The organism is Prauserella marina (genome assembly GCF_002240355.1).
In the GTDB taxonomy this organism is placed as follows: Bacteria; Actinomycetota; Actinomycetes; order Mycobacteriales; family Pseudonocardiaceae; genus Prauserella_A; species Prauserella_A marina.
In genome coordinates this window covers 2,962,398-2,988,305 of the sequence record NZ_CP016353.1, presented here as the reverse complement: position 1 = coordinate 2,988,305, position 25,908 = coordinate 2,962,398, and the positions used below count along the sequence as shown (strand labels likewise).

Below are 25,908 nucleotides of genomic sequence, written 5' to 3'. Positions count from 1 at the left end.
GCCGGGCTCGCCAGAAGGGCGCCGGGTCTTGGTCAGCACGGGCACTACGTGCTCCGGTACCCCGGAGCGCACGGCTCTCGCACCGGGCTGGCACGAGGTGTCGCCTCCGCCGGAGGCGGTCGGGCACGCACTGACCGTGCGGTTACGGTGATCGGGCAGCAGCAGGCCGAACCGAGGTGGAGGACATCGTGACAGGACCGCTGACCGGGCTCAAGGTCGTGGAACTCGCCGGAATCGGTCCCGGGCCGCACGCGGCCATGGTTCTGGCCGACCTCGGCGCCGACGTGGTGCGTGTCGAACGTCCCTCCGGTTCGCTCGACCTCGCCAAGGGCAAGCCCGACCACCTGCTGCGGGGCAGGCGCTCCGTCGCGGCCGACCTCAAGACCGGCGAGGGACGCGAGCTCGTGCTGAGGCTGGTCGCCAAAGCCGATGTCCTGTTGGAAGGGCTGCGGCCAGGCGTGGCCGAACGGCTCGGCGTCGGCCCAGAGCACTGTCATGCCGTCAACGCGCGGCTGGTGTACGGGCGCATGACCGGATGGGGCCAGGACGGCCCGCTCGCCACGAGAGCGGGACACGACATCAACTACATCGGGCTCACCGGCGCCCTGCATTCCATCGGACGGGCAGGCGAAAACCCGGTTCCCCCGCTGAATCTCGTCGGGGACTTCGGTGGCGGCTCCATGTTCCTCGTCGCGGGAGTGCTCGCGGCGCTGTGGGAACGGGAGCGGTCCGGCGAAGGACAGGTCGTCGACGCGGCGATGGTCGACGGCGCGAGCATCCTCATGCAAATGATGTGGGCGATGCGGGGATTCGGCGGTTGGAGTGCCGAGCGCTCCAGCAATCTGCTCGACGGAGCCGCTCCGTTTTACGACACGTATGTGTGCGGTGACGGCCGCTGGGTCGCGGTCGGGGCGTTGGAGAGCCAGTTCTACGCCGAGCTGCTGGCCGGTCTCGGACTCGACCCCGCCGACCTGCCCGCGCAACTCGATCGCGACGGATGGCCGACATTGAGGGCGACGTTCACCGCGGCATTCCTCACCCGCACCCGTGACGAGTGGTCGAAGGTGTTCGCCGACGTGGACGCGTGCGTGACACCCGTGCTGTCGCTCGACGAGGTCGCGGCCCATCCGCATCTGGCTGAGCGAGCGACGTTCATCGAGATCGACGGCGTCGTGCAACCGGCTCCCGCGCCACGGTTCTCCCGTAGCGTCCCGGCGACCCCCGTCGCGCCGCCCGCCGTTCCCGGCGCCGATACCCAGGATGTCCTCGGCGACTGGCAAGCCTGACCGTGACGGCGGGTCGCCGGGTCGTGCACCCGGCGACCCGCCGCGCTCACGCCCGCGAGATCCTCACCCAGGAGAACGAGATCCGCGCTCACGGCCGCGAATGACGCGCTCGTGCACGCGAAATCCGCGTTCACGCGCCGGTTCCAAGGCACCGTGACCACCCCAGGACACCCGAGACAGCCCAGTGGCCGAGAGCCCGAGGACCTACCTGACCCGGCTGGTGCGCACGGGCAGCCCCCGTGCCGACCTGTCGTCGGCGACAGGTGCAGGGGTGACGGCATGACGCGAGGTGCCCACCCGCTCCGGCCCGGCAGACCCTGCCCGCGCCCTTTTCGTACTTTCGCCGAAGCAGCGGGTACGACGCACCGCGCCGAAACCGGCAACGAGGCAACGAGGCAACGAGGCAACGAGGCAACGAGGCAACGAGGCAACGAGGCAACGAGGCAGGTATCGGCTGTCAGCGGCGGCATGGCAAGGTCGCGGTATGCGCGCACTGGTGATCGAAACCGGCCGCGGGGTCCGGATGGCCGACGTTCCACGCCCCAGTGTGAAGCCGCACGAGGTACTGGTCGCCGTGCGCGCCGTGAGCCTCAACCGCGCCGATGCCGACGAGATCGTCGGCAGCTACCGGTCCAGGGACCGAGAGACCGGCAGCGGTGTCGCAGGTTCCGATCTCGCGGGCGAGGTCGTCGCGACCGGAGAGGCCGTCGACCACGTCACGGTCGGCGACCGGGTCATGGCCATGGTCGAGGGAGCGTTCGCCGAATTCGTCGCGGTTGATCACCGGCTGCTCCTGGAAGTGCCCGACTCCATGTCGGACGCCTCCGCCGCGGCACTTCCCTCGGCCCTTATGACCGAGTACGACGCACTTGTCCTCCAGGGCAAGCTCACGGCCGGACAGTCAGTACTCATCACGGCCGCGACTTCCGGAGTCGGCCTGTTCGGCGCCGCCCTCGCCCGCTGGTGTGGTGCGGCGCCCGTGTTCGGCACCACGACCAGGACACACAAGACCCGCATCCTGCGTGACCGGGGCGTGCACCCGATCGACACCGGAACGGCCAACCTGGTCACCGCCGTATCCGAGCGCACCGACAGCGCCGGAGTCGATCTGACCATCGATCACACCGGTGGCGACCTCCTCGGCGACCTCATCGCGGCGACTCGCATCGGCGGCACTGTCATCCAGGTCGGCAGGCTCGCGGGGGCCTGCCCGCGTATCGACCTCGACCGACTCGCCTACCGACGAATCAGCCTGGTCGGCACCAGTTTCCGCACCCGCGACGACCAGCAACGCGCGACAATCGTTCGGTCCCTTCGCGAACACGTCGCCCCCGCGCTGTCCTCCGGTGAACTGAGCGCCGACGTCGCCACCGTACTGCCGTTCACGGAGGCACAGCGCGCACTGACAGTCCTCGCCAACGGTGACCAGGTCGGCAAGTCAGTCCTGCTGCTCCAGTGACACCCCCAGGCTGGAACCGCCGTCACAACCGATCTACGTTCGCGCTCACCTCCCGTCGTCCTGCGAACACGCCTCCGACATGACCTGATAGTCCTATATAGACTCACCGTTCACTTTGACGCTCGACCAGGTCGACCGGCGGCGATCTTCCATCGACAGCACGCCCCGGACGGTCCCGTCAGGGATGACGACCGGCAAGGACACAAAACTCGTTGCCCTCAGGGTCGGCGAGTACGACCCAGCTCTCGTCGCCTTGACCGACGTCGGCGGACCGGGCGCCGAGGTCGAGCAGGCGACGCACCTCCTCGTGCTGTTCCCTGTCGGTCGGATCGAGATCGATGTGGAGCCTGTTCTTGACCGTCTTGCCCTCCGGCACGCGGGCGAAAGTCAACACCGGCGGGACCGCACCGGGATGACTCTTGCCCTCGGGCGCCCCCGGGGAGCCGATGGTGACAATGTCGTCGTCTTCGTCCCGCACCTCGTAGTCGAGAACCTCGCACCAGAACCGGGCGAGGCGGCGAGGATCGGAACAGTCGATCGCAAGCTCGGTGAACTTGCTGGCCATTGAAGACCTCCCAGTAGCGGATCAGCCGAAGAGCCACACGATAATCCGCCGTCCCGACGGCGAGATGAAATTCATCCGTGGTGCGCCTCAGCGACAGCGTGCCGGGCTCGCGAATCATCAAGGCAGCCCACGATGGACAAGCTGATCCCGAGGGACGACAACGCCCGCCGACAACGCGACGACAGAGGCCTTCGTTGCACGCCAGCCGGCTCCCTGCCGCCTGACAGCCCCATGCTCACCCAGTCATTTTTCCTCCTTACTCATACATCGGCTTACCCAACCGAGAATATCGAACATGTGTTCGATCAGCTATCGCTCGATCGGGTCCTCGACAACCCGGCGACTGCCGCCGGACTCACAACGAGGCGGCGACGTGCTTCGTTAGCCTGAGGACATGGCCGACACTCCCCTGCGCATCGTCGCCGCGATCCCGTTCGCACCGGAATTCCCCAAGCTGGTGGAATCCGTCGACCCAGGCATCGAGCTGATCACAGAGCCGAGTCTGCTTCGCCCCAACCGGCACGTCTCCCACGATCCAGACAGTCCACGCTTCGCCAGGACCGGGGAAGAGCAGCGCGCGTACGAGAAAATGGTCGAGCAGGGCGATATTCTCTACGGCATACCCGATCAGAATCCGGAACTGCTCGCGAAGACCGTGCGCGCCAACCCGGACCTGCGCTGGGTGCACACCAAGGCAGCCGGAGGCGGCGCGACCGTGCGGGCAGCGGGGTTGACCGAGACCGAACTCGACCGGGTCGCGTTCACCACGTCAGCCGGGGTCCACGCGGGCCCGCTCGCCGAGTTCGCGATCTTCGGGTTGCTCGCCGGGGCAAAGAACTTGCGGCGGCTACAGAACCTGCAACAACAACGCGTGTGGGCTCCACACTGGGCGATGGGTCAGCTCCGCGACCACACCGTACTGATACTGGGTCTTGGTGGCATCGGCAAGGAAACGGCGAGGCTGGCGCACGCGTTCGGAGCGAGGGTCCTCGGAGTCAAGCGGCGTCCCGAACCCGTTCCGTACGTCGATTCCGTGCACGGTGTCGATGAACTCGGCGACATCGCCGGTCAGGTCGACGCGGTTGTCGTCACGCTGCCCGGCACGCGGTACACCACCAACCTCGTCGACGGGCCCCTGCTCGCCGCGATGAAGCCCGGGGTGGTCATCGTCAACGTCGGGCGCGGAACCGTCATCGACGAACCGGCGTTGATCGACGCGCTGCGGCGTGAGCACGTCGGATTCGCCTGCCTCGACGTCACGGCTACCGAACCACTGCCAGCAGACAGTCCTTTATGGAACATGTCGCGTGTGTTGATCAGCTCCCACACCGCAGCGGAGGATCCGGCCGAGGACAGCAGGATCGCCGAGTTGTTCGCCGAGAATCTCGGCCGTTTCCTCCGCCGTGATCCCATGCGCAATCTGGTGGACCGCAAGCACTTCTACTGACCGGGCTCACGATCGACCGGCGGCGGCCGGAACGCCACGTGACAGCCGACAGAGCCTTGCCTGGGGCGGACCGGACACGGGGGGGCACGCGAGCGAATCCGCCGAGGAGGCCCGCTCGGACCCGCGTACCGTTCGCTGGTTCCGTTCGCCGGATCCGGCGAACGACGATCGCCCTTCGCGCCTGCATCGGTTTACCGCTCACCGGCCGGGCATGGGCTCGCGGGAATGAGGTGACCGAACGCGGAACTCGCGCGCGCGAACGCGGAACTCGGCAGCCTGAGTGCGGAACTCACCGGCCTGAGCGCAGAACTCGGCAGCACGAACGCGGGACTCGCGCGCTCGTACGCGGGACCCGCCGACGCGCTCGCACCGGCCACGCGCCATGGCTCCCCTGCCGCCCGGCCACGCGCCAACGGCTCCGCTGTCGCTGGGTCACCTCGGCCGCTGGGATACCAGCCAGCGGTGCAAGGCGGTCGCCAGTTCGACCGGGGCGTCGTAATGCACGAGGTGCCCGGCTTCCGCGATCAGCTCCACCGTGGCCCCAGGGATGGCATCGGCGAGCCGCCGGGCCCTGTCGACGGGAATCCACGTGTCGTCGGTACCCCAGATGACGGTCGCCGGCAGGGCGAGATCGCCGTACCGGTCCTCGATCTCGGCGGTGTACCGCTCGTCGGCCTCCGCGATCTGCTGGTAGAACGCCCGTTGCCCTTCCACGGTCAGCCAGGGGGCCGTCAACGTGTCCAGCTGCTCCGCCGTGAGCCCTCGGTAACTCGCGGTACCGATGTAGGCCTCCAGCGCGCCACGGTGCACCCCCGGCGGCTGCGCCGCGAACACCTCCGCGTTCGCGGCGACGAGACGAAAGAACTCCGAACCCCACGGCCGCAACGCGACGACGTCGACAAGGGCCAGTGAGGCATAACCGGCCCCGTGTAACAGATGCGCCCTCAGCGAGACGGCCCCGCCGTAGTCGTGCGCGATCACGTGCGGATCGGTCAGTCCCCAATGGCCGATGAGATCGGCGAGCAACTCCCCTTGCACGCCGAGATCGACGGCGTGGCCGACGTGCTTCGACGACTGGCCATAACCGGGCATGTCCCACAGATAGACGGTGAACTCACGGCTCAGCGCGCGGGCGAACGGGACCCACAATCGCGCCGACCACGGGGTGCCATGACACAACACGACGGCGGGCCCCTGCCCCAGCCGGTCCCAGGCGACCGTACGCCCGCGCCACTCGAATGTCCGCGACAACTCCACGCCAGATCCTTCCTCCGTGTCCTGCACGCGGACGTTACCCTCGGGGTCCGACGATTCCGGCGGCCCACCGGAACCTGATTCATCGGTCCGAAACCGGTCGCCTGCCTTCGGTCAGTCGAGTTTGCCCCGGGGATATCCTCGGCGGCCTCTCCGGCGGGTTGATCCTCGACCACGTCCACCATGCCGGACCCGTCCTGGCAAGTAAGCCCGCCGAGGTTGTCAGTCCGGAATGGACAGTGTGAGGAGGTAGTAGCCGAGGGTCTTGCCGTGCCCGTCGAGTGCGGTGGAACCGGTGACACCGCCCCCGAGGACGCCGGGGACCCGGAACACGAACGCCGGGAGCCCCGGCAGCACGGTCCTCGTCACCCCACCGGTGACAGCGGAACCGAAGTGGCAGGCCACGAGCTCAGGGGAGAGACGTGACTCAAGCGCGTCGAATGCCGCGCCGTCACGAGGGAACACCGCCAGCATGAGGGTGTCGCCCTTGTCACCGGCCCGGACATCCGCGATGTCGTCGAGAATCATCACCCCTCCAGCAGATGGACGTCGGGACGCACCGAATTCCTCGGCAGCAGGCACGAGCGGACGGCCACCACCTCGCGGAGGTGCCGCGCGGCCCCGCCACCTCCGGCGGGACCGTTGGTGTAGAGGGACTCGACCTCCCAGCCGATCGCGTCGGCGAGTTCGGCGTCCGCGACGCGAGCGGACACCCGTAGCCGGACCTCGACCGGATCCACATCGGACACCAAGCCGCGAAACAGCGCGCCTGCCCCGATGTACTCGACCCGGATCGCCGTCTCGTCCACGCCGTGAACGGCGACCAGCCGCTCACGCACGATGTCGCCCGCGAGTTTGGCGCGATCGAGTGCCCTTGGGCCCGCGTAACCGATCTGCCCCTCGCCGGTCCAGCCACCCCGGAAGCCGAGTGTCACCTTGAGGTCTTCGGGGCGAGGACGCCCTCCCGCACCTTCCACCAGCACTTGGTCCGCATCGGTCTGGGTGAATGTGACCCGCGAGAAGTCCGCTGTGACGTCCGGCGTGAGGTAGGCAGTCGGATCGTCCACTTCGTACAGTAACTGCTCGGCGCAGGTGCGGATGTCCAGCCTCCCACCGGTTCCGGGAAGTTTGCCGAGCACGGCAGTACCGTCGGCGGCGACGTCGGCGAACGGGAACCCCAGCCTGGCCATCCCCGGCACCGGCTTCGTGCCGGGGTCGGCGAAGTAGCCACCGGTGAGCTGGCCCGCGCATTCGAGCAGGTGACCGGTCACCGTCCCGGCACCGAGCGAGTCCCACTCCGTCTCGCCCCAGCCGTGCCGGTATCGCAGCGGGCCGAGGTACAGCGCGGGGTCGGCCAGCCTGCCGGTGAGCACCACGTCCGCTCCCTGTGCCAGGGCCGCGGCAACCGGTTGGCTACCGAGGTAGGCATTGGCTGAGATCAACTCGTCCTGACAGGCGGACAACCGCTGGCCGGTCTCCCACACGACTGGGTCGGCGCGGCGCACCGTGTCCAGCACGTCATCGCCGGTGACGACCGCGACACGCGAGGCAAGACCCGATCGTGCCGCGATGCGCGCCGCCAGTTCACCGGCCGCGACCGGATTGGCGGCACCGGAGTTGGTGACCACGGTCGTGCCCGCCTCCGCGGCGTAGGGCAACACGGCCAGCAACCTGGCTTCCAGCAACGGGTCGTAGCCCGAGGCGGGGTCGGCCAGCCGCCGCGACTGCGCCGCCGCGACCGTCCGTTCGCCAAGGCACTCGAATATCAGGTAGTCGAGTTCTCCGCGCCGGGCCAGGTCCACGGCCGGGTCGATCCGGTCGCCGGCGAACCCGGCACCCGCGCCGAGCCGCACGGTTCTTCTGCTCATCCGGCCCTCCTCCTCCGACGGATCACGACGCCCACAGCGGTACCGCTCCCGTGGCGACGGCGACCAGCAGCATGATCAGGCTGACCAGCCAGGCCCATCCGAACAGGTGCCTGATGTGCCGTCCGATTTCGACTCCGGCCAAGCCGACCAGCAGGTAGAACGAACCGGTGAGCGGGCTGATCGGGAAGCCGACGGTCTCCTGGCCGAGCAGTGCGGCCTGAGCGATGTCAGCGCTGGCGACCCCGAATTGTTCTGCGACACCGTTGAGCACGGGAAGCACTCCGAAGTAGAACGCGTCCGGCCCGAACAGCAGGCTCAACGGTACGCCGAGCACACCGACGATCAGTGGCAACGCCGGTGCCGCGCCCTCGGGGATGAGACCGGCCGCGGTCGATGCCATCGCCTCGATCATGCCGCTGCCTTCGAGGATGCCGAGGAGCACGCCTGCCGCGAGCAGCGTGGTCGCCATCAGCATGGCTCCCTTGGCGTGTGCCTCGATGCGCACGGTCTGCCGTCGCAGGCCCGGATAGTTCACGACGAGCGCGATCACGGCGGCGACGAGGAAGAGCAGTTCCGGCGGCGCGACCCCGGTGACGAGGCACGCGATGACGCCGATCGTCAGCAGCGTGTTGAACCACAGCAAACGCGGGCGCCGCAGATCCTCCCCTGCCCCGGCTCCCTGGGCGGGTTCGGTCGCGACCGGCTCGTCGGCATCGGCGAACGCCGAGCCTTCCTCGTCGCCCGAAGGCGCCGGGATCGCGGCGAGGCGCCGCTGCTCACGGCGGCCAAGCAGCCAGGCGATGCCGAGTGCGGCGACCACGCCGACCGCCTGCGCGGGAATCAGCGGAACCCACAGGTCGTTCGCCGCTTCGCCGGTCGTGGCGGCCGCCCGCGCACCTGGCCCGCCCCACGGAAGCAGATTCATCACCCCGGCACCAAGACCGACGCAGGTGGTGAGGACGAGGCGGCTCATCCCGAGCCGGTCGAACAGCGGAAGCATCGCGGGAATGGTGATCAGGAAGGTCGTTGCGCCCGCGCCGTCCAGGTGCGCCGCGCAGGCCAGTGCCGTCGTCGCGACACAGATCGTGACCGGTGCTTTGCCCGCGAACGACATGATCCGTCTGATCAAGGGATCGAAAAGGCCCGCGTCGCGCATCACTCCGAAGTAGACGATCGCGAACACGAACATCGTGGCGACCCCTGCGACACCTTCGAGTCCGCCGCCGACGAACTCGCCGATCTCGGACGGGGTGAAGCCCGCGATCAACCCTGCCAGCACCGGCACGCCCGCCAGTGCGACCACACCCGCGACGCGGTTGGTCAGCAGCAAGGCGAGAATCACGCCGATGGTCAGGAAACCCGTCAGGGACAGCATTGGCCCCGGCCTCTCACTCGATTCTGGTGACAACGACTCGGGCACTGAGTCTGCGGGTCACCTCCCGGCGGGTCCAACATAAGTTTCAGATACATTGATGCGATATGGGCATGGATATCGGCATCCGGCACCTGCGGACCACGGTCGCGGTCGCCGATCTCGGCGGCTACACGGCCGCGGCACGGGAGTTGCGCGTCGCCCAATCGTCGGTGAGCCGGACGGTGCTGGAGGTCGAGAGGCAACTCGGCGTATCGCTGTTCGACCGCACCACCCGGACCGTGCGGCCGACGGCCGACGGCGAGCAGTTCCTGGCCATCGCACGGCGACTGCTTGCCGACTTCGACACCGCCCTCAACCACTTCGACGGCTATCTGGCCGGAACGCGCGGGACCGTCTCCGTCGCGGCGCTTCCCTCACTGGCCGGCACGCTGCTGCCTCCGGTGATCTCAGCCTTCCGCGCCGAACGGGCCGGGGTCGTCGTCACGATCCGCGACGGCCTTTCCCGCGAGGTACTCGGCCATGTCGCCGAGGGCACGGTCGACATGGCCGTCACGGTCGCGGCGACCGTTCCTCCCCCGCTGCGGGCCCGAAGGGTGGCCACCGACCGGTTCGCCTGTGTCTTCCCGCGCGGGCACCGCTTCGCCGAGCGCGCGGAATTGACCTGGGCGGACCTCGCGGCGGAACCGTTCGTGGCTTTCGACCCGACGAGCAGTATCCGGACCTATGTGGACCGGACACTGTCAGCGAGGGAAGTGCCGACCGGGCCGGTCACCGAGGCACGCAACATCGGCGCGGTCGCCGGGCTCGTCGGCGCGGGACTGGGTGTCTCGGCCGTGCCGGGGCTCGTGCTGCCGATGATGGCGTTCGCGGACCTGGACCAGCGACCGCTGACCGGCCCGGTCGTCGAACGCGACCTCTGCCTGATCCATGACCCGGCACGTCCCCTTTCCCGGCCCGCTCTCGCCCTCATGGAACTGCTCGCTTCCGCACGCTCCCAGCGATTGCGCCTGCCACCCGGCGCCGAGTGGGCGTGAGGACGTCAGGCCGCCGCGAACTCGCTCCGCCGCGACAACACGGCCGAGAAGAAATCCACAATGGACAACAGGGCGGGTTCGGCCTCTGGCGCGAGCAGCACACCGCCTTCCGTGACCTCGATGAACCGGTCAAGCAGGAAGTAACCCTGGATGACGTGTTCGGCACCCATCGAGTGCAGAACCGGCCGGAAGGCGTAGTCGATGGCGAGCACGTGTGCCAGGCTGCCGCCGGTGGCGAGCGGCAGCACCGTCTTGCCCTCCAGCGCGAACTGCGGCAGCAGATCGAGCAACGACTTCAGGAGTCCACTGTAGGCGGCCTTGTACACCGGCGAGGCGACGATGAGGCCGTCGGCACCCGCGATGGCTTCGGCGAGTGCCGCGATGTCGGGGTCCCCCGCGTCACCGGCGAGCAGCGCGCTCGCCGGAAGTTCCCTGACCGGGGCCAGAGCCATCGTGTGCCCGTGACCGCGAAGCCGGATGGCGAGATGTTCGAGTACCGCTTCGGTCTTCGAGGTCCGCGAGGGACTTCCGGACAGTGCGAGAATTCTGGACACGGCGAATCTCCCGGGGGTCGGCGCGGCGGCGGGACAGTACTGGTCACGTGATGGCCTCCGTCGCCCCCTCCCTCACCGGCAGCCCTTCGCGTGCCCAGGCTCTGAACCCACCGATCAGGTCGGTCGCCCTGGTCAAGCCGAGGCGGCGGAGGTCTCTGGCGGCCAGGCTGGAGGCGTAGCCCTCGTTGCACAGCACCACGATCGGCCTGTTCTCGGTGACGCCGTCGATGCGGTGCGCCCCGCGAGGATCGAGTCGCCATTCCAGCACGATGCGCTCGATGGGCACCGAACCCGGAATCTCGCCTTCGGCAAGGCGGTCGTGCCGGGGCCGGATGTCGACGAGCAACGCACCGGAGCCGCGAAGCTCCTGTGCTTGCCAGGGCGTGACTCGCGTGAGCACGGAACGCGCCTCGGCGAGCAGGTCATCGACGGTCACGGTCCCTCCAGGTCGGCTCGCGCCTTGAGTTGGTCGAAAGTCAGATCCAGCGCGGGCAAGGGTGGAATTTCGGCGGGAATGTCCGCGAGACTGGCGTACTGCCGGGTCGGCACGAGCGGAGGCGAATAGGCGTGCACGCTCGCCGCGGGCACGTCGCCGGTGTTGGTCACCTGGTGCGCGTGGCCCGCGCCGAAGCCCACCGCCGTCCCCGTGTCGTGCGCGACCAGCCGGATGGGGCCGCCCGGGTAGCGGTAGCTCTCGGTGAGGCGTCCGGTCAGTACCGCGAAGGAACCGGCCGCCCCGCCGTGGTCGTGTGGCTGGGTTCCCTGCCCCGGCAGCCAGGTCAGCAGCCACAACTCGACCCCCCTCGTCAGGCCGAGCCGCAGCCACCAGCGTTGTTCGGGTACGTAGCGCAGCAGGCCGGTCAGCGGACCCGCGAGTTCGGTCGCCGTCGAGAAGGTCAGCTCGCGCAGCTGGCGCGGAGTCCACAGTGGACGTTCTTGGCTCAGCTGCCCGCGCAGGGAAGCGGTGTCCAGTTCCGGGTGGATGTCAAGTTCAGCGGTCAAGGCGGTCATGGGCGGGTTCACTCCGAATACGGCTGGTACGGCTGTGATGTTCACGGGGCGATGAGGTCAGGCCCGGCGACACCCGCACGAGGCGACCAGCAGCAAGTCGACGGTTCGGTCACGCCAGCCATGGAAAACTCGGAACACGACGCGATCATCGCACGATGGCAACCGCGCGGGGGTGCCGTCTCGCCGGCCGGAACGGCACTCCCCTTCGGCAGAGACTTTCGTTCCGAAAGAAATCCACACCTGCCCCGGCGCGATGATCCGTGCCATGATCGCGGCCATGGATTCGAGTGCGCCCGCGCAGCCCCCCGGCCTCCCTGAATGGACACCGCTCACACACGTCGAGGGCAAGGCACTACTCGGCGGCCAAGGCAGGGTCCGGTTGCTCACGGCCGCCGAAAACGGGGTACTGCTGGAGATCGAGTACCCGGAAGGCGTCGCGTCGCCGGTGCATCAGCACGACCACGACAGCGTCGTGTACCTGTTGTCGGGCGCGCTGGAAGGCACCGTGAGCGGCGAGCACGTCGAACTCCACTCCGGACAGGCGCTGCTGCATCCCGCTCACGTTCCCCACTCCGTCGCCGCCGTCACCGGCAGCCGGTGGCTTGAGTTCAAGTCACCCGCGCCCGATCTCACCCGCACAGTCGGTGTCGCGAACCCGTGAACTCACCACGCGGGCGCGCGCTCCCCGGCCAGTACCGCGAACGGCAACACGTTACCGGGAGGTGGGCAAGGGCAGGTGCCGTACGCGGTGAACGCCGAAGGCGGGTTGAGGGCCCTGTTGAAGTCGAGCACGGCCTTTCCCGATCGCGGCCGGGGCACCGACAACGTCCGCCACGAGCCAGTGGTACCGCCGTTGGTCGCATCCCCGAAGTACACGGTGAGGTCGCTGCCCTTGCCCGCCGTCGCGGCGAGTGAGTACTCGCTGCCGGAGTAACCGAATCGCAGTTCCCCCACTACTTCCAGCCGGTTCCGTAGTCCGGGCTGGGCCGTCGTGCCCATGATGACGTGTGGCGGCGAGTACAGTTCGAAGGTCGCCGGAATGGCCCACGCCGGGTCGAAAGCGAAGGACGGCACTCCGGAGAAGTTCTCCCTCGCCTTCGTACGGGGGTCACGGACCCTGATGCCGAACCTGCCGTCCCTGCGCAGCAATTCCAGCCGCACGTCCCCGAACGTCGCGAACAGGGCCGAACCCGATTCGTGAATGCTCAGCCGCGTCGTTCCGTCGAGAACGCGTTCGTCGACGACGAGTTCCTCGTCTTCGGCCGCCGTCACCCTCGCCGCGCCGTTGCCCGCACTCCACGCACCGGGAACTCCCGGAAACGTCCTCGCCTGATCGTCGAGCCAGTGCAGCCCGGCGAGGCTGAGCCAGCCGTAGGGCAAGGCGAGTTCACGCTCGCGTTCGGCGTGCCATGACGTCCATTCCGCGAGCGACGTCGCGCTCGCCGTTCCGGGTCGTCTCGTGTCATGCGCGGTGGTGGCCATCGGCTCGCTTTTCACTCTTCCTGAAATCAACTGTCCTCACCGGGTTTCTTACCCTGTGAATCAATTCCGCCGCCGTATGCTCGCGCGGGGAAACACAGCACGACAATGGCCACCAGCGGCATTTACCGCAACGCCGTCCACACTCCGGACACCATTGCCGGAATGCACCGCGATCACACTAACGTGGAAGCGTGTCGGCATTTCAGCTCGCGATCGTGGGTGCCGGGCCGCGTGGAATCGGTGTACTGGAACGAATCTCGGCCAACGCCGCCGAATTCGCACGCGGGCGCCGGATCGTCGTCCACCTGATCGACCCTTACCCTCCCGGCCCCGGCCGGATCTGGCGCTACGCGCAATCACCGCTGCTGCGGATGAACTCGATGCCGGAGGACGTCACCATGTTCACCGATGACACGGTGCGCATGGACGGTCCGGTGAGCAGCGGTCCCTCGCTCGCCGAATGGGCGGAGAACGTGCGGCGGGGGCGACTGCCGGTGCGCCTGCCCGCCGACGTCGAGGCGGAACTGGCCTCGCTCACCGGACGATCGTTTCCGACCCGGCGGTTGCAGAGCGCCTACCTTTCCTGGGTGTACGACCATGTTCGAACCGGGTTGCCGGACACGATCGAGATTCGCGAACACCGGGTCAGGGCAACGGCGATCACCGGAGCCGAACCGGGATGGGTATGGCTGGAGGGAGCATCGCGACCGCTCCGCGCCGACGCGACGGTACTGACCGTGGGACACATCGACGCCGAACCGGACCGCGCGGCCACGGAACTCGCCGCGTTCGCCGAACGGGCCGGACTGTCCTATTACCCGCCAGGCTACACCGCCGACGTCGACTATTCGGCGGTCGCGCCGGGCGAACCGGTCATCGTGCGCGGCTTCGGGCTTGCCTTCGTCGACTTGATGCTGCTGCTCACCGAGGGCAGAGGGGGCAGGTTCGACCGGCTGGACACCGGCACGCTCCGGTACGTGCCGAGCGGGGCGGAGCCGGTGCTGCACGTGGGATCGCGGCGCGGGGTTCCTTATCACGCGAAGCCGGGCTACGCGCTCGGCGGGGCGCTGCCGCCGCTCCCCCGTTTCTTCGGCGAGGCCACCGTGCGGGAGCTCGCCGAGCGAACGGGAAGCCTCGACTTCCGGCGCGACGTCTGGCCCCACGTAGCGAAGGAGATCGCCTGGGGCTACTACAGCGAACTGCTGACCAGCCACCCGCACCGGGTTCACCTGGCGAGGGCCGATTTCGAGGCCAGGTTCGCCGAGGCCGGCTGGGACAGTCCCGCGATGCGCTCGCTCGTCAAGACCGCCGTGCCGGCCTATGACGACCGGCTCGACCTGACCGCGCTCGACCGTCCGCTGGAGGGCAGGACGTTCGACACGGCCGAAGATTTCGGCAAGTATCTACGCTCCCACATCGAGGCGGACCTCGGCAGGCGCGCCAATCCCGCGTTCTCCGCCGACCTCGGCGCCTTCGTCGCGTTGCTGTCGGTCTACGGTCAGCTGGCCGCGCTCGTCGCGACGGGGAAGATCGGAGCGCGTTCCCAGCTTTCCGACCTCGACGGCTGGTGGCACGGTTTCTTCAGCTTCTTCGCCAGCGGCCCCCCGCCACAGCGCCTCGCCGAACTGCTCGCGCTTCAGGAGGCGGGGATCGTGCATTTCCTGGGTTCCGGCCTGCGCGTCGGCACCGACACCGAGCGACGGCTGTTTTTGGCCGATGGCGCGAGCTTTCCCGGAACCTTCTCGGCCCGAACGCTCATCGAGGCACGATTGCCATCGCCGAGTGTCACCGCGGCGGCCGACCCGCTGCTGCGCTCACTGTACGAATCGGGCAGGCTCACCGAGGAGACGATTCCGGAACAACCGGGCCCAGCCATCGGTTCCGGCAGAATCCACACCCGCGACGGCAGGATGATCGACGTCAACGGGCATGTTCACCGAAACCTTTTCGCACTCGGCCCGCACACCAGCACGCGGTCGGCCGGTGCCTTCACTCGCCCTCGGGCCAACGCCTTGTCACTGCGGCAGAACGACATGGTCGCGAGGCGGATACTTGCGCTGGCGGCCACATACCGCTGAGTCCACAGTAGACATATACCAGTGACCTATTTCTTTCGTTACGAACGAAATAAATAGACCGGAATTCCGTGATCCGGATTTTTCGATTAACCTGATTCGACGGCACTGTCAAGACTCATCCCACCAACCGGATGGCGTGGAAACCGGTGAAAGTAAATGCGAGGCTCTGGCCGACCCCTTTCCGAAAGGCAACCGCCGTGAGCTTCTCCCGCAGATCGCGATTCGTCACCGCCGCCGCCATGGTCCTCTCGGCCGCGACCGTGCTCGCCAGCTGTTCCCGTGCCGAGACCGACCAGGGCGGTGGTCAGCCGCCGCCCGAAGCCGACCAGGGCGCCGCGACCGAGGTCCGGCTCGGCTACTTCCCGAACGTCACCCACGCTCCCGCGATCGTCGGGGTGGAGAACGGTTTCTTCGCCGACGAGCTGGGATCGACGACGCTGACGACCCAGACGTTCAACGCGGGCCCCGACGAGGTCAACGCGCTGCTCGGCGGTTCGCTGGACGTCGCGTTCATCGGTTCCGGCCCCGCCATCAACGCGTTCACCAAATCCGAGGGCACCATCCAGCTCATCTCCGGCGCGGTCTCCGGCGGCGCCCAGCTCGTGGTCAAGCCCGAGATCACGTCGCAAGACCAGCTCAAGGGCGCCACGATCGCCACCCCGCAACTGGGCAACACGCAGGACGTCGCGCTCAAGAAATGGCTCAGCGAACAGGATCTCTCCGGCGACGTCACCGTCGCCAACATGAAGAACCCCCAGATCTACGACGCGTTCCGCAGCGGTGAGGTCGACGGTGGCTGGCTGCCCGAACCGTGGCCGTCGCAACTCGTCGAGGAGGCGGGTGCGCACGTGCTGCTCGACGAGAAGCAACTGTGGCCGGACGGCAAGTTCCCGACGACGGTGATGATCGCCCGCAGCGAATTCGTGCGGCAACATCCTGAGACCGTCAAGGCGCTGCTGCGCGGCGCGATCGCGGCGACCGAGTGGGCAGGGAACAACACCGGCGAGGCGAAGTCCGTCGTCAACTCGGCCATCGAGAAACTGACCGGCGACACGCTGAGCGGCCCCGTTCTCGACCGCGCGTTCGCCAACATCGAGCTGTCGCCCGATCCAGCGAGCGCCACGTATCCGCAACTCGCCGAGGACTCGGTGACCGCCGGTGTCGTGGATGCCGCGGCCGAACTCTCCGGGTTCCTCGACCTCAGCCTGCTCAACGAGGTACTCGCGGAGCAGGGCAAACCGCCAGTCGACGCCGCGGGCCTGCAAGCCAACTGACGAAAGCCGGAAATCCATGAGTGTGTCCCTGCACGAGAGCAAGCGGCGGCAGTCCACGGAAGCCGCCGTCCGGCTCGATGGTGTCGTCAAGGTCTTCGGCACCGGAGCAAACGCCGTCACCGCGCTGGACGGCCTCGACCTCACCGTGGCCCCTGGAGAGTTCGTCTGCCTGCTCGGCGCGTCAGGATGCGGCAAGAGCACCGTGCTGAACCTGGTGGCCGGACTGGAGAAACCGACGTCGGGTCAGCTCACCCGCAACACCTCGCGGCCCGCGGTCATGTTCCAGGACGCCGCCCTCATGCCGTGGCTGACGACCATCCGCAACGTGGAACTTCCCTTGCGGCTTGCCGGTTTCTCGCGCGCGGAACGCAGGGAGAAGGCCACGGAACTGCTGGAACTGGTCCGGCTGGGCGGGCAGGGCGACAAGCGCCCTCACGAACTCTCCGGCGGGATGCGGCAACGGGTCGCGCTCGCGAGGGCGCTGGCCGCGACGCAACGAAGGGACGACGAACGACGGCACGCCCTGCTGCTCATGGACGAACCGTTCGCCGCCCTCGACGCCATCACCAGAGACGTGTTGCAGAACGAATTGCTGAGGGTGTACCGGCGGCTCGGTTCGGCCGTCCTGTTCGTCACGCACGACGTGCGCGAGGCGGTGCGGCTCGGCGGCCGCATCGTCCTGCTGTCCTCGCGGCCGGGCAAAGTGGTGCGGGAATGGTTCACCGGCAACGAATCCGGCAGCGAATCCAGCGCTGAATCCAGCTCGGCCACCGACCCTGCCGCGCTCACCGACGAGATCACCGCGCGGCTGCGGGAGGTGATCAGTACCCATGCGGCCCGCTGACGGGGGCACGGACCTCGCCGCCGTCGAGGCTGGGCTCGACGCGCTCGACACCCCGGTCGAGGAGAGCAGGCCGCCGTTGTGGCGGAGGCTGATCAGAACGGCTTTGCCGCCCTTGACGGCGCTCGTGCTGGTCATCGTGGTGTGGCAGGTGCTGTGGTCCACGGCGTGGTGGCCCGAGTTCAAGCTGCCGGCGCCGCTCGCGGTGTGGGACGAGTTCTGGAGCAGTGCCAGCGACGGCGAAGTACTCGGCATCGTGTGGACCTCCCTGCACAGGGCCGTGCTCGGTTTTCTTGCCGGTGTGGCGATCGGGACCCCGCTTGGGCTGCTGGTGGCCAGGGTGCGGGTGGTCCGCGCGGCGATCGGGCCGCTGCTGACGGGATTGCAGAGCCTGCCTTCGGTGGCCTGGGTTCCCGCGGCCGTGTTGTGGTTCGGCATCAACGACGCGGCGATCTACTTCGTGGTGTTGCTGGGTTCCGTGCCCTCCATCGCCAACGGGCTGGTGTCGGGTGTCGACCAGGTGCCGCCGATCCTTCCGAGGGTGGGTGCGGTGATGGGTGCGGGAAGAATGGCCGCAGCCAGGCTGATCTTGTTGCCTGCCGCGCTTCCCGGCTACCTCGCCGGGCTGAAGCAGGGCTGGGCCTTCTCCTGGCGGTCCCTCATGGCGGCCGAACTCATCGCCATCTCGCCACAACTCGGCATCGGGCTCGGCGCCTACCTGAGCCAGGGCCAGGATTTCAACGACATGCCCAAGGTGCTCGCCGCCATCTTCCTGATCCTCATCGTCGGCGTCGGCATCGACCTGCTCGTGTTCCGTCCCTTGGAGAGGGCGGTACTGCGGGCACGCGGGCTCACCGCGTCGCTGTGACCCGTCGTCCCGCGAGGAGGAAAACCTACGCCGACCAGCCCAGCGTCGCCTCAAGATGCTCGTCGAGCACGGCCGACATGGTTTCGAGATAGGCAGCGGTCACGTGGTTGTCGTCGAGATAGACGAGCACGTTGCCGATCACCGGCTGACACATTCCGTCTGGGCAGAAGTAATCGCTGAAGTCGAGGAAATGCACCCCCGGAGGCACGTCGGGCAACGTCTCGTAAGGAGCCTGCTCGGGCAGGATGTCCGCGCGCGGGACTCCGCATTCCTCCATGGCCCCGGTGCTGCTGTTGCGCACGCAGTCCGACGGTTCGAAGTCGAAGCGCGGGTTGTCCCTGACCGCGACAACCGGGATTCCGGCCTCGGAAAGGGCACGCCACTGGGCGACGTATCCCGGCGGGGTCCACTCGGTAAGACCGACGCGCACGTCCCTCGTGCCGATCGTGAGCACGGCGTCGGGCCGCATCTCCAAGATTTCCTCGGTGACCGAGGTGTTCCAGTCCATGCACGCCTGGTCGCCGGGGAGGCTGTCCGAGTCGGTCGAGAGCGGGCACGCTCCCCTTCCCATCGAGATGACCTGCCAGCCGCGCTGCTCCACCAGCGGCCGCAGCGCGGCGTTGTACTGCTGGGAATGGGAATCGCCCGCGACGACGATCCGTTTGGTCGGCTCGGCCTCGGCGGGAGGATCGATCGTGCAGACCACGAGTTCCTCGTTGCGCTCGGCCAGCCAGCAGTCCTCTTCCTCGAACTTGTCGAACTGGTCTGGCAACGCCGCGAACGGCGGGATCAGCGGAACGTCGCCGTGAGCGGCCGGCTGTGAGCCGTCGACCGGCGCGCCGACGGCACGCGCACCCTGGTACACGGGGTCGTCGGGGTTGAGCGTGAACGAGGCCCGCTGCTGACCGACGAGCTGCCAGGCACCGGCGGCGAGCAGCACCGGAACGAGCGCGAGCACGCCGAACCGGTAGGCACCCCACCGCGTCGTGACACCGATCCGCGACCGGCGGACGGGCTCCTCCACGAGGTGGAACGTCGCGACGGCCAGCACGAGCGAGATCGCGATGACCAGCGCTCCGCCGCGCAGGCCGACCTCGGGCCGATCCCTGGCGATCGAATAGAACAGCAGCACCGGCCAGTGCCAGAGGTACAGCGAGAAGCTGACCTTGCCGAGATAGCCGAGCGGTCTCGACGACAGCAGCCGGTCGGCACCGAGCACGCTGCCCGTGGAACCGGCCACCAGCACCAGTACGGCGGCCATCGTCGGCCACAGTGCGGCGTACCCGGGGAAAACGGTGCCGACTTGCAGGATGAGGCCCGCCGAGACCAACCCGGCGACGCCGAGCCAGCCCAGCGCGATCCTCGGTGCCTTCGGCAGGCTGATCTTGTCGATCGACAGCGCGAGCAAACCACCGAGCGCGAATTCCCACACCCTCGTCAGCGACGAGAAGTAGGCCAGCGGCTGGTCGACGACGGTGAGCCACACCGAGTAGGCCAGCGAGATCCCGAACACGACGGCCAGGCCGCCGAACATCGACTTGCGCACGCTCCAGCCCGCGCGCCGCGCCACGAAGACGATCAGCACCACCAGCAGCGGCCACACGAGATAGAACTGGCCTTGGATGGAAAGCGACCAGAAGTGCTGGACGAGGCTCGCCTGGTCGTGCTGTGCGAAGTAGTCGGCCGAATCAGCCGCCAGCCGCCAGTTTTCCACGAACAACGCCGAGGCGACGACTTCCTTGATGGTCTGGAACCAGCGCACTTCCGGCAGCAGCACGAAGGCGACCGCGACTGTTGCCAGCAACACGGTGACCATGGCGGGCAACAGCCGCTTGATGATCCTGCCCCACATCGGACGGAACTCGATGCGGCCGCGCATCGTTGCCCGGTAGAGCTGGCCCGTGATGAGAAAACCGGTGACGAGAAAGAAAACGTCCACACCGCCCGAGATCCGGCCGAGCCACACGTGGTAGATCACCACGAGGGCAGCGGCGAGGGCACGCAGACCCTGGAGTTCCGGGCGGTACTGGGATTTCACAGAATCGTCACTCGGGCGTCGTCACGGGCGGGGAACATCGCCTATGTTCAGGCGCTCCGTTCGAGGTTACCCGGTAACGAACTACCGATCCCGAGATGGTCGCGCAGTGTCACCCCCTCGTAATCCGATCGGAAGACGCCCCGCTCCTGCAAAAGCGGCACAACCGTGTCCGCGAATTCGTCCAAACCTCCCGGTGTGACATGCGGCACCAGAATGAACCCGTCGCTGGCATCCTGCTGGACCAAATGGTTGATTTCCTCGGCGATCGTGGCGGCCGAGCCGATGAACGTCTGCCGACCGGTGACCTCGATGATCAGCTCGCGCAGCGAAAGGTTCCGAGCCGATGCCAGCTCCCTCCACTCACGCGCGGTGGCGACCGGGTCACGATACAAGCGGACACTCGCCCTTCCGCGCGAGATCGTGTTCTCACCGGGTAGCGGATCCACTTCGGGCAGTGGCCCTTCCGGGTCGTAGCCGGAGAGATCCCTGTTCCAGAGCTGTTCGGCGAACTTGATGGCGGTCTGCGCGCTGACCTGCTTGCGGCGGATCACCGCGGCCTTCTCGTGCGCGTCGGCGTCGGTGTCGCCGACCACGAAGGTGGCGGCGGGAAGTACGACGAGCTGATCGCGAGTGCGCCCGTACCGCGCGAGCCGCCCCTTGACGTCGGCGTAGAAAGCCTGCCCTGCTTCGAGCGTCCCGTGCCTCGTGAAGATCGCGTCGGCGGTCGCGGCCGCGAACTCCCTGCCCTCCTCCGAATCGCCGGCTTGCAGGATCACCGGTCTGCCCTGCGGGCTCCTCGGCACATCGAAGTGGCCCTCGATGTCGAAGTGGGCATCGCGGTAGGCGAACCCACCCGCGTGCGGATCCCCCGCGAACACGCCGCGGCCGGCGTCGGCGGCGATGTCGTCGCCTCGCCACGAATCGAACAGCGTCGCCGAGGCCGAGAGAAACGCCCGCGCCCGCTCGTAGCGCTGCTCCTGCGGCAGATACCCGCCCCTGCGGAAGTTCTCCCCGGTGAACGCGTCCCACGAGGTCACGACGTTCCACCCCGCCCTGCCACCGGAAAGGTGATCGAGGCTGGCGAACTGCCGCGCGACCTCGTAGGGCTCGTTGAAGGTCGAGTTGATCGTGCCGGTCAGCCCGAGCCGTTCGGTCACGGCGGCCAGCGCCGCGAGCACCGTGAAGGTGTCCGGTCTGCCCACGACGTCGAGGTCGTAGATCTCGCCGCCCTGCTCACGCAGCCGCAGCCCCTCCGCGAGGAAGAAGAAGTCGAACTTCGCGCGCTCCGCCGTGCGGGCCAGGTGAGCGAACGAACCGAACTCGATGTGACTGCCCGCCTCCGGGTCGCTCCACACCGTGGTGTTGTTGACGCCGGGAAAGTGCGCGGCGAGATGGATGTGCTTGACCGGCTTGCTCATGAGGCCACCTCCGCGTAGCGGCTGGCGGGACGGCCGAGGCCGAGCGTCCCGCGTAGTGTCGTTCGTTGTTCGCTGTCCAGCGCGTAGCGCGACCGGTACCGGCCCGCCTCGCGCAGCACCGCCGTGACCTTCGTCGTGATGGCGAGCAGGTCGTGGGGAATGGCTCCCGGCCGCAGCCGGAACCCGGTGATGCCCTGCTCCGCGAGCCCGGTCAGCACCTCGGCGAGTTGCCCGGCCGTTCCGGTGAACACGGCCGCGTCGCTGTCGCAGGTCTCGCCGGCCAGTTCGTCGAGCCGCGCCTTGCGATCCACCGCCGCGCGCTCCGTCTCGTCGAGGAACACCACGAGGTCGGCGAAGATCCCCGGCCGGTTCTCCCTTCCGGCGACGTCGCTCTCGGCGCCGATCTCCGAGACGATCCTCGCCGCGTCCCTTTCGTCCCGCGGGGTGACGAAGACGAGGTCGGCCGAGCGTGCCGCGAGCCGGTAGGCAGCCGTGGCGTGCGCGAGAACGGCGACGGGAAGCTGCCCCTGCGGAGGGCGCGGCGTGATCGAGGGGCCCTTGACACCGAACCACGGCCCTTCGAAGTCGATGTAGTGCAGTTTTTCGCGGTCGACGAACCGGCCGGTGGCGACGTCGCGGATCTCCGCTTCGTCCTCCCAGCTGTCCCACAACCTGCGAATCACCTCGACGTAGTCGGCCGCTTCGGCGAACAGTTCCTCCCTCGTGAGGGTCGCCGGATCCCGCCTGCCGAAATGCGCGGCGTTGCCGGCGCTGCCGTCCACCCTGACCCTGACTCCCGCCCTGCCCTGGCTCACGTAGTCGAGCGTCGCCAGCGCTTTCGAGAGGTGGAACGGCTCGGTGTGGGTGGCGACCACCGTCGGCACGAGCCCGATCTCGGTCGTCGACGGCGCGACCCTCGACGCGATGAGTACCGAGTCCAGCCTTCCGCGCACCCGGTCGGTCCTTTCGATTCCGTCACCCGGACCGAGCGAATCCTCGATCGTGACAAAGTCGAGCAGTCCTTTTTCCGCCTCCCGCACCAGATCCGTCCAGTACGCGGCGGTGAATATCTCCCCTGGGCGTGCTCGCGGCTCCCGCCACGAAGCCGGGTGCCAGCCCGTTGCCTCCAGTGCCGTCGCCAGATGTAACTCCGGTTTGCCAGTCATGCTCGCGCAACGACCGGGCCGTCCACGGTCATTCCGGCTTCCAGTCACTGGGATCCGCACAGTCCACAAAGGAACTGCGTGAAAGTAACGCGGTCAGGCTCCCAGCACGGAAAGCGGGTGATCGTAGAGCTGGGTGAGCAGACCGGTGCACGCCGCCATGGCCTGCACGTCGGGCCCGAACCTGGTGACCTCGACCAGGTCAGTGCCCGGCAATGCCGTCGTGTCGGCGAACGTGCGCAACAGCTCGCCGAGATACCCCGGGGCGTCGGTGATCGCCTGCCCGCCGAGGACGACGAGCTCCGGATTCACCACGTCCCGCAGGATTCCCGCCGCCGTGCCCAGCGCACGCGCCCTTTCGGCGAGGATTTCGTCTGCGGTGGGGTCGCCGGCCTCGGCCGCCGCGCGCAGCAGACCGATGTCCGGTTCGGCGATGACGCCTGCCTTCACCGCGCGTTCCACGACGGCGAGCTCGGCGACCGTCGCCTCAAGGCAGCCCGTGCGCCCGCACGAGCACGGCACGTCGCCGCCGACGGGCAGATGCGCGATGCTGCCCGACTGTCCCGGCCCCCTGTGCAGCCTGCCGTGCACCGCGACGGCGACGCCCACCATTTCCCTCGCGTAGAAGTACAGCGAACTCTCCGCGCGCCCAGCTGCTCCGAAAAGCAGTTCGGCTGCCGCCATCGCCGGCACGTGCCCGTCGAGGTACACCGGAAGGCCCGTCACGCCCTCCAGCACCGCCCGCGCCGGAACCTTTCGCCAGCCAAGCCGTTCGTGGTCGAGTAGTCCGCGTTCCGCGTCGATCTGCCCGCCGATCGCGAAACCCACGCCGATGATCCTGCGTTCCGGCCAGTGCCGGAGAAAGCCGCGCACCTCGGCGGCGATCCTGCTCAGCACCTCTTCCGGGCCCCCTGCCGGGGTGGCCATCCGCTCGCTGCCGAGCAGCCTGCCCCTCAAGTTCGTCAGGCCGTAGGTGGTCGTCGAAACACCGAGGTGCACACCGCAGGCCGCGATCACGTCGTCGTTGAGGTCGACGGGGACCGTCGGCCTGCCCACCGCCCGCACACCGGACTGGTCGGCGACCTCGCGCAGCAGGCCGAGTTCGATGAGCGCCGCGACCTGCCTGCTGACCGTCGGCATGCTCAACCCGGTGTGCCTGGCGATCGCCGCCCTCGACAACGGGCCGTCGACCCTGATGGCTCCCAGCACCGACGCGGCGTTGGATTCCCTGACTCCACCCGCCCCCGGTACGTCTCGCACCGCGGCCGGCAGCCTCTTCACCACAGCGGACCCCACTTTCTGTTCAAGAGAAACCAATAATGCCAACCGGCTCGTGTCAACGGCGTCCGGTATGCGGGACGTCGGTGACGCATTGGTTTCACCACTTTAGAAATGGGGTCTCGGTGCCACCGTTTATGCTAGTTCTCCGACGAGGATCCCTTGCGCCGCAACCTGATCCGGCTCAGCACGGGGCTCGCGAGCAGCACGGCACCCACGACGAGCAGAGCGAAACCCACGATCAACCACGGCGCGGTGGCGCTGCCCGTCGAGGCGAGGCCGCCGTGCTCCTGCGATGGCGTGCCGCCGGTGTGGTTCTCACCGTCACCGCCCGCCGGCGGCGCGGAGGTGCCGGTGGGCTCAGTCGTGGTCGGCGTACTCGTAGTGGTAACCGGCGTGCTCGGCACGGTGGTGCGGGTCGGCAGCGGCCCCGTTTCGTCGCTGGGACTCTGCGTGGTCGGCGTGATCTGGCTCGTCGTGGGAAGCACGTCGGAACACTGGATCAGGTCGGCGAACGGCGCGTAGTGCACTTCGCCGCCGTCGGCGCTGACGGCTCCCGCCTCGTCGAGACCGCCGTGCTGGAACGAGCGCACGACGACATTGCCCTCGATGTTGGCGGAGCTGTGATCGACGAGGCGCGCGTTCGGCGCGTAGACCGTTCCCCACACCGTCGGCGAGCCCTCTGGCAAGGTGAGCGTCCCGTCGGTGGTGAAGTTCCACAACACGTGCCGGGACGGTTCGTTGCCCTGCCAGCTCACGTTGGGGACCTGCCATGTGTAGTCGCCGGTGACCTCGACGTTGACGACGAGCCACGCCGCCTCACCCGGCTGCAAGCCCGAATTGTCCGGGTTGATCGTGCTCAGGTTCGCCAGTTCCTCCGGCGTCAAGGTGAGAACGTTCTGTCCCGGCCGCAATCCCAGCGTCGCGACCGGATCCGTGCCGTTCCACTCGGCCTGGCCGTTCTGATCCATCAGCCGCACCGTCTGCGGGCACCGCGCGATGGTGGCGTTGAGCTCACGATAGGTCGAGAACAGCGAGGCGAAATCGAATCCACTGTCACCGGCGACCGATTCCGCCGACTGCGCGGTCTGGATGCTGACATCGGGGTGAGTCGCCTCGTCGCCCCCCTCGGGAACGACGTGCGTGACCCCGCCGGAGGGAATTACGTCCGATCCGCGCAGGTCACCGATCTTGGCGTAGGTGTTGGAAAGGACGTTCAACTGCCCGCCAGAGGGGCTGCCCGGGTAGTCGGGGCGACCGCCGATCACGAGGCCCGTCACCGTGTCGTCACCGGAAGCCACATAGGTGCCCGGATTGTTGAGCGCGACCTGGTAGGCGGCGAAGCCCGCGTCGCCGCCGACCGCCACCGGTCCCTCGACCTCGTTCTCGTACAGTTGCGCGTCACCTTCGACGAGGACAAGGAAACCGTGGCTCGGATCGGCCTGCGCGTCGTCAGGCGCCACCGGGCGAACCGGGTTGACCGGCACGGTGGTCTGCGCCGTCGCGGTCGTATCGGGCACGACTCCGGTCAGTATCACCACGTAGGCCAGCGCGCAGCAGCCGCCGCCGAGGGTCAGCCGGCTCGCGAGGGAAAGGGTGCGCATCAGTTCTCCTT

23 protein-coding genes are annotated in these 25,908 nt (G+C 68.1%); 9 read left to right on the top strand and 14 right to left on the bottom strand.

Annotation, left to right across the window (positions count from 1 at the left end; all coding sequences use genetic code 11):
- Positions 1-188 precede the first annotated feature (188 nt).
- Together BAY61_RS13935 and BAY61_RS13930 are read left to right on the top strand one after the other, a co-directional pair.
- Positions 189-1,286, top strand: a complete 1,098-nt coding sequence (locus BAY61_RS13935; protein ID WP_091798924.1) for a CaiB/BaiF CoA transferase family protein — start codon at positions 189-191, stop codon at positions 1,284-1,286.
- A 484-nt stretch (positions 1,287-1,770) separates the two neighbouring features.
- Positions 1,771-2,745 carry a quinone oxidoreductase family protein gene (locus tag BAY61_RS13930; protein ID WP_091798009.1) on the top strand — a complete coding sequence of 325 codons (975 nt, stop codon included), beginning with the start codon at positions 1,771-1,773 and terminating at the stop codon, positions 2,743-2,745.
- Positions 2,746-2,923: 178 nt separating this feature from the next.
- Here the strand turns inward: BAY61_RS13930 and BAY61_RS13925 are convergent, their stop codons facing one another.
- Positions 2,924-3,310 (bottom strand): VOC family protein, encoded by a 387-nt coding sequence (locus BAY61_RS13925; protein ID WP_091798006.1) that lies wholly within the window; start codon positions 3,308-3,310, stop codon positions 2,924-2,926.
- Between the two features lie 394 nt (positions 3,311-3,704).
- On the opposite strand from BAY61_RS13925, the gene BAY61_RS13920 reads away from it, so the two are divergent.
- Positions 3,705-4,757, top strand: a complete 1,053-nt coding sequence (locus BAY61_RS13920) for a D-2-hydroxyacid dehydrogenase (protein WP_091798003.1) — start codon at positions 3,705-3,707, stop codon at positions 4,755-4,757.
- 432 nt (positions 4,758-5,189) lie between these two features.
- On the opposite strand, the gene BAY61_RS13910 is transcribed toward BAY61_RS13920, so the two are convergent.
- The 4 genes from BAY61_RS13910 to BAY61_RS13895 all read right to left on the bottom strand — a co-directional run bounded on the left by BAY61_RS13910 (position 5,190) and on the right by BAY61_RS13895 (position 9,254).
- Positions 5,190-6,014, bottom strand: a complete 825-nt coding sequence (locus tag BAY61_RS13910) for an alpha/beta fold hydrolase (protein ID WP_091797997.1) — start codon at positions 6,012-6,014, stop codon at positions 5,190-5,192.
- Positions 6,015-6,233: 219 nt separating this feature from the next.
- The gene (locus BAY61_RS13905; protein WP_091798921.1) at positions 6,234-6,539 is read right to left on the bottom strand and encodes an AtuA-related protein; all 306 of its coding nucleotides are present in this window, start codon (positions 6,537-6,539) and stop codon (positions 6,234-6,236) included.
- Entirely contained in the window at positions 6,539-7,879 is a 1,341-nt protein-coding gene (locus BAY61_RS13900; RefSeq protein WP_091797994.1) for an acyclic terpene utilization AtuA family protein, read from the bottom strand. Before BAY61_RS13900 ends, BAY61_RS13905 begins: the two co-directional genes overlap by 1 nt.
- 22 nt (positions 7,880-7,901) lie before the next feature.
- Positions 7,902-9,254, bottom strand: a complete 1,353-nt coding sequence (locus BAY61_RS13895; protein ID WP_091797991.1) for a CitMHS family transporter — start codon at positions 9,252-9,254, stop codon at positions 7,902-7,904.
- A gap of 104 nt (positions 9,255-9,358) precedes the next feature.
- Here BAY61_RS13895 and BAY61_RS13890 point away from each other — a divergent pair, with 104 nt between their 5' ends.
- The gene (locus tag BAY61_RS13890) at positions 9,359-10,288 is read left to right on the top strand and encodes a LysR family transcriptional regulator (RefSeq protein ID WP_091797988.1); all 930 of its coding nucleotides are present in this window, start codon (positions 9,359-9,361) and stop codon (positions 10,286-10,288) included.
- Between the two features lie 5 nt (positions 10,289-10,293).
- Here the strand turns inward: BAY61_RS13890 and ssuE are convergent, their stop codons facing one another.
- Genes ssuE through BAY61_RS13875 form a run of 3 tightly spaced genes read right to left on the bottom strand, consistent with a single transcriptional unit; the run spans position 10,294 to position 11,853 of the window.
- Positions 10,294-10,842: an NADPH-dependent FMN reductase gene (gene ssuE / locus BAY61_RS13885; protein WP_091797983.1), complete on the bottom strand. Its 549-nt coding sequence runs from the start codon at positions 10,840-10,842 to the stop codon at positions 10,294-10,296.
- A gap of 43 nt (positions 10,843-10,885) precedes the next feature.
- Positions 10,886-11,278 (bottom strand): rhodanese-like domain-containing protein, encoded by a 393-nt coding sequence (locus tag BAY61_RS13880; RefSeq protein ID WP_091797980.1) that lies wholly within the window; start codon positions 11,276-11,278, stop codon positions 10,886-10,888.
- Positions 11,275-11,853, bottom strand: coding sequence for a cysteine dioxygenase (locus tag BAY61_RS13875; RefSeq protein ID WP_091797977.1), 579 nt, complete (start codon positions 11,851-11,853; stop codon positions 11,275-11,277). Before BAY61_RS13875 ends, BAY61_RS13880 begins: the two co-directional genes overlap by 4 nt.
- Positions 11,854-12,130: 277 nt before the next feature.
- On the opposite strand from BAY61_RS13875, the gene BAY61_RS13870 reads away from it, so the two are divergent.
- The gene (locus BAY61_RS13870) at positions 12,131-12,514 is read left to right on the top strand and encodes a cupin domain-containing protein (RefSeq protein ID WP_091798918.1); all 384 of its coding nucleotides are present in this window, start codon (positions 12,131-12,133) and stop codon (positions 12,512-12,514) included.
- 2 nt (positions 12,515-12,516) lie between these two features.
- Here the strand turns inward: BAY61_RS13870 and BAY61_RS13865 are convergent, their stop codons facing one another.
- Positions 12,517-13,335 (bottom strand): DUF1684 domain-containing protein, encoded by an 819-nt coding sequence (locus BAY61_RS13865; RefSeq protein WP_091797974.1) that lies wholly within the window; start codon positions 13,333-13,335, stop codon positions 12,517-12,519.
- Positions 13,336-13,526: 191 nt separating this feature from the next.
- Between BAY61_RS13865 and BAY61_RS13860 the strand changes: the two genes are divergently transcribed.
- The 4 genes from BAY61_RS13860 to BAY61_RS13845 all read left to right on the top strand — a co-directional run bounded on the left by BAY61_RS13860 (position 13,527) and on the right by BAY61_RS13845 (position 18,396).
- Positions 13,527-15,413, top strand: a complete 1,887-nt coding sequence (locus BAY61_RS13860; protein WP_091797971.1) for an FAD/NAD(P)-binding protein — start codon at positions 13,527-13,529, stop codon at positions 15,411-15,413.
- A gap of 239 nt (positions 15,414-15,652) precedes the next feature.
- Positions 15,653-16,687, top strand: coding sequence for an ABC transporter substrate-binding protein (locus BAY61_RS13855; protein ID WP_245866209.1), 1,035 nt, complete (start codon positions 15,653-15,655; stop codon positions 16,685-16,687).
- Positions 16,688-16,703: 16 nt separating this feature from the next.
- Positions 16,704-17,531: an ABC transporter ATP-binding protein gene (locus tag BAY61_RS13850; RefSeq protein ID WP_091797965.1), complete on the top strand. Its 828-nt coding sequence runs from the start codon at positions 16,704-16,706 to the stop codon at positions 17,529-17,531.
- Positions 17,518-18,396, top strand: coding sequence for an ABC transporter permease (locus BAY61_RS13845; protein ID WP_091797963.1), 879 nt, complete (start codon positions 17,518-17,520; stop codon positions 18,394-18,396). Before BAY61_RS13850 ends, BAY61_RS13845 begins: the two co-directional genes overlap by 14 nt.
- 25 nt (positions 18,397-18,421) lie before the next feature.
- Here the strand turns inward: BAY61_RS13845 and BAY61_RS13840 are convergent, their stop codons facing one another.
- The 5 genes from BAY61_RS13840 to BAY61_RS13820 all read right to left on the bottom strand — a co-directional run bounded on the left by BAY61_RS13840 (position 18,422) and on the right by BAY61_RS13820 (position 25,897).
- Positions 18,422-20,434 (bottom strand): acyltransferase family protein, encoded by a 2,013-nt coding sequence (locus BAY61_RS13840; protein ID WP_091797960.1) that lies wholly within the window; start codon positions 20,432-20,434, stop codon positions 18,422-18,424.
- 47 nt (positions 20,435-20,481) lie between these two features.
- A complete protein-coding gene (locus tag BAY61_RS13835; protein WP_091797957.1) occupies positions 20,482-21,852 on the bottom strand; it encodes an NtaA/DmoA family FMN-dependent monooxygenase in 1,371 nt (456 codons plus the stop codon).
- Positions 21,849-23,018, bottom strand: a complete 1,170-nt coding sequence (locus BAY61_RS13830) for an LLM class flavin-dependent oxidoreductase (protein WP_091797954.1) — start codon at positions 23,016-23,018, stop codon at positions 21,849-21,851. The genes BAY61_RS13835 and BAY61_RS13830 overlap by 4 nt, the downstream gene beginning before the upstream one ends.
- A 93-nt stretch (positions 23,019-23,111) precedes the next feature.
- Positions 23,112-24,299: an ROK family transcriptional regulator gene (locus BAY61_RS13825; RefSeq protein WP_176879519.1), complete on the bottom strand. Its 1,188-nt coding sequence runs from the start codon at positions 24,297-24,299 to the stop codon at positions 23,112-23,114.
- A gap of 134 nt (positions 24,300-24,433) precedes the next feature.
- Complete coding sequence (locus BAY61_RS13820; protein ID WP_091797951.1) at positions 24,434-25,897, bottom strand: choice-of-anchor A family protein; 1,464 nt, start codon at positions 25,895-25,897, stop codon at positions 24,434-24,436.
- Positions 25,898-25,908 lie beyond the last annotated feature (11 nt).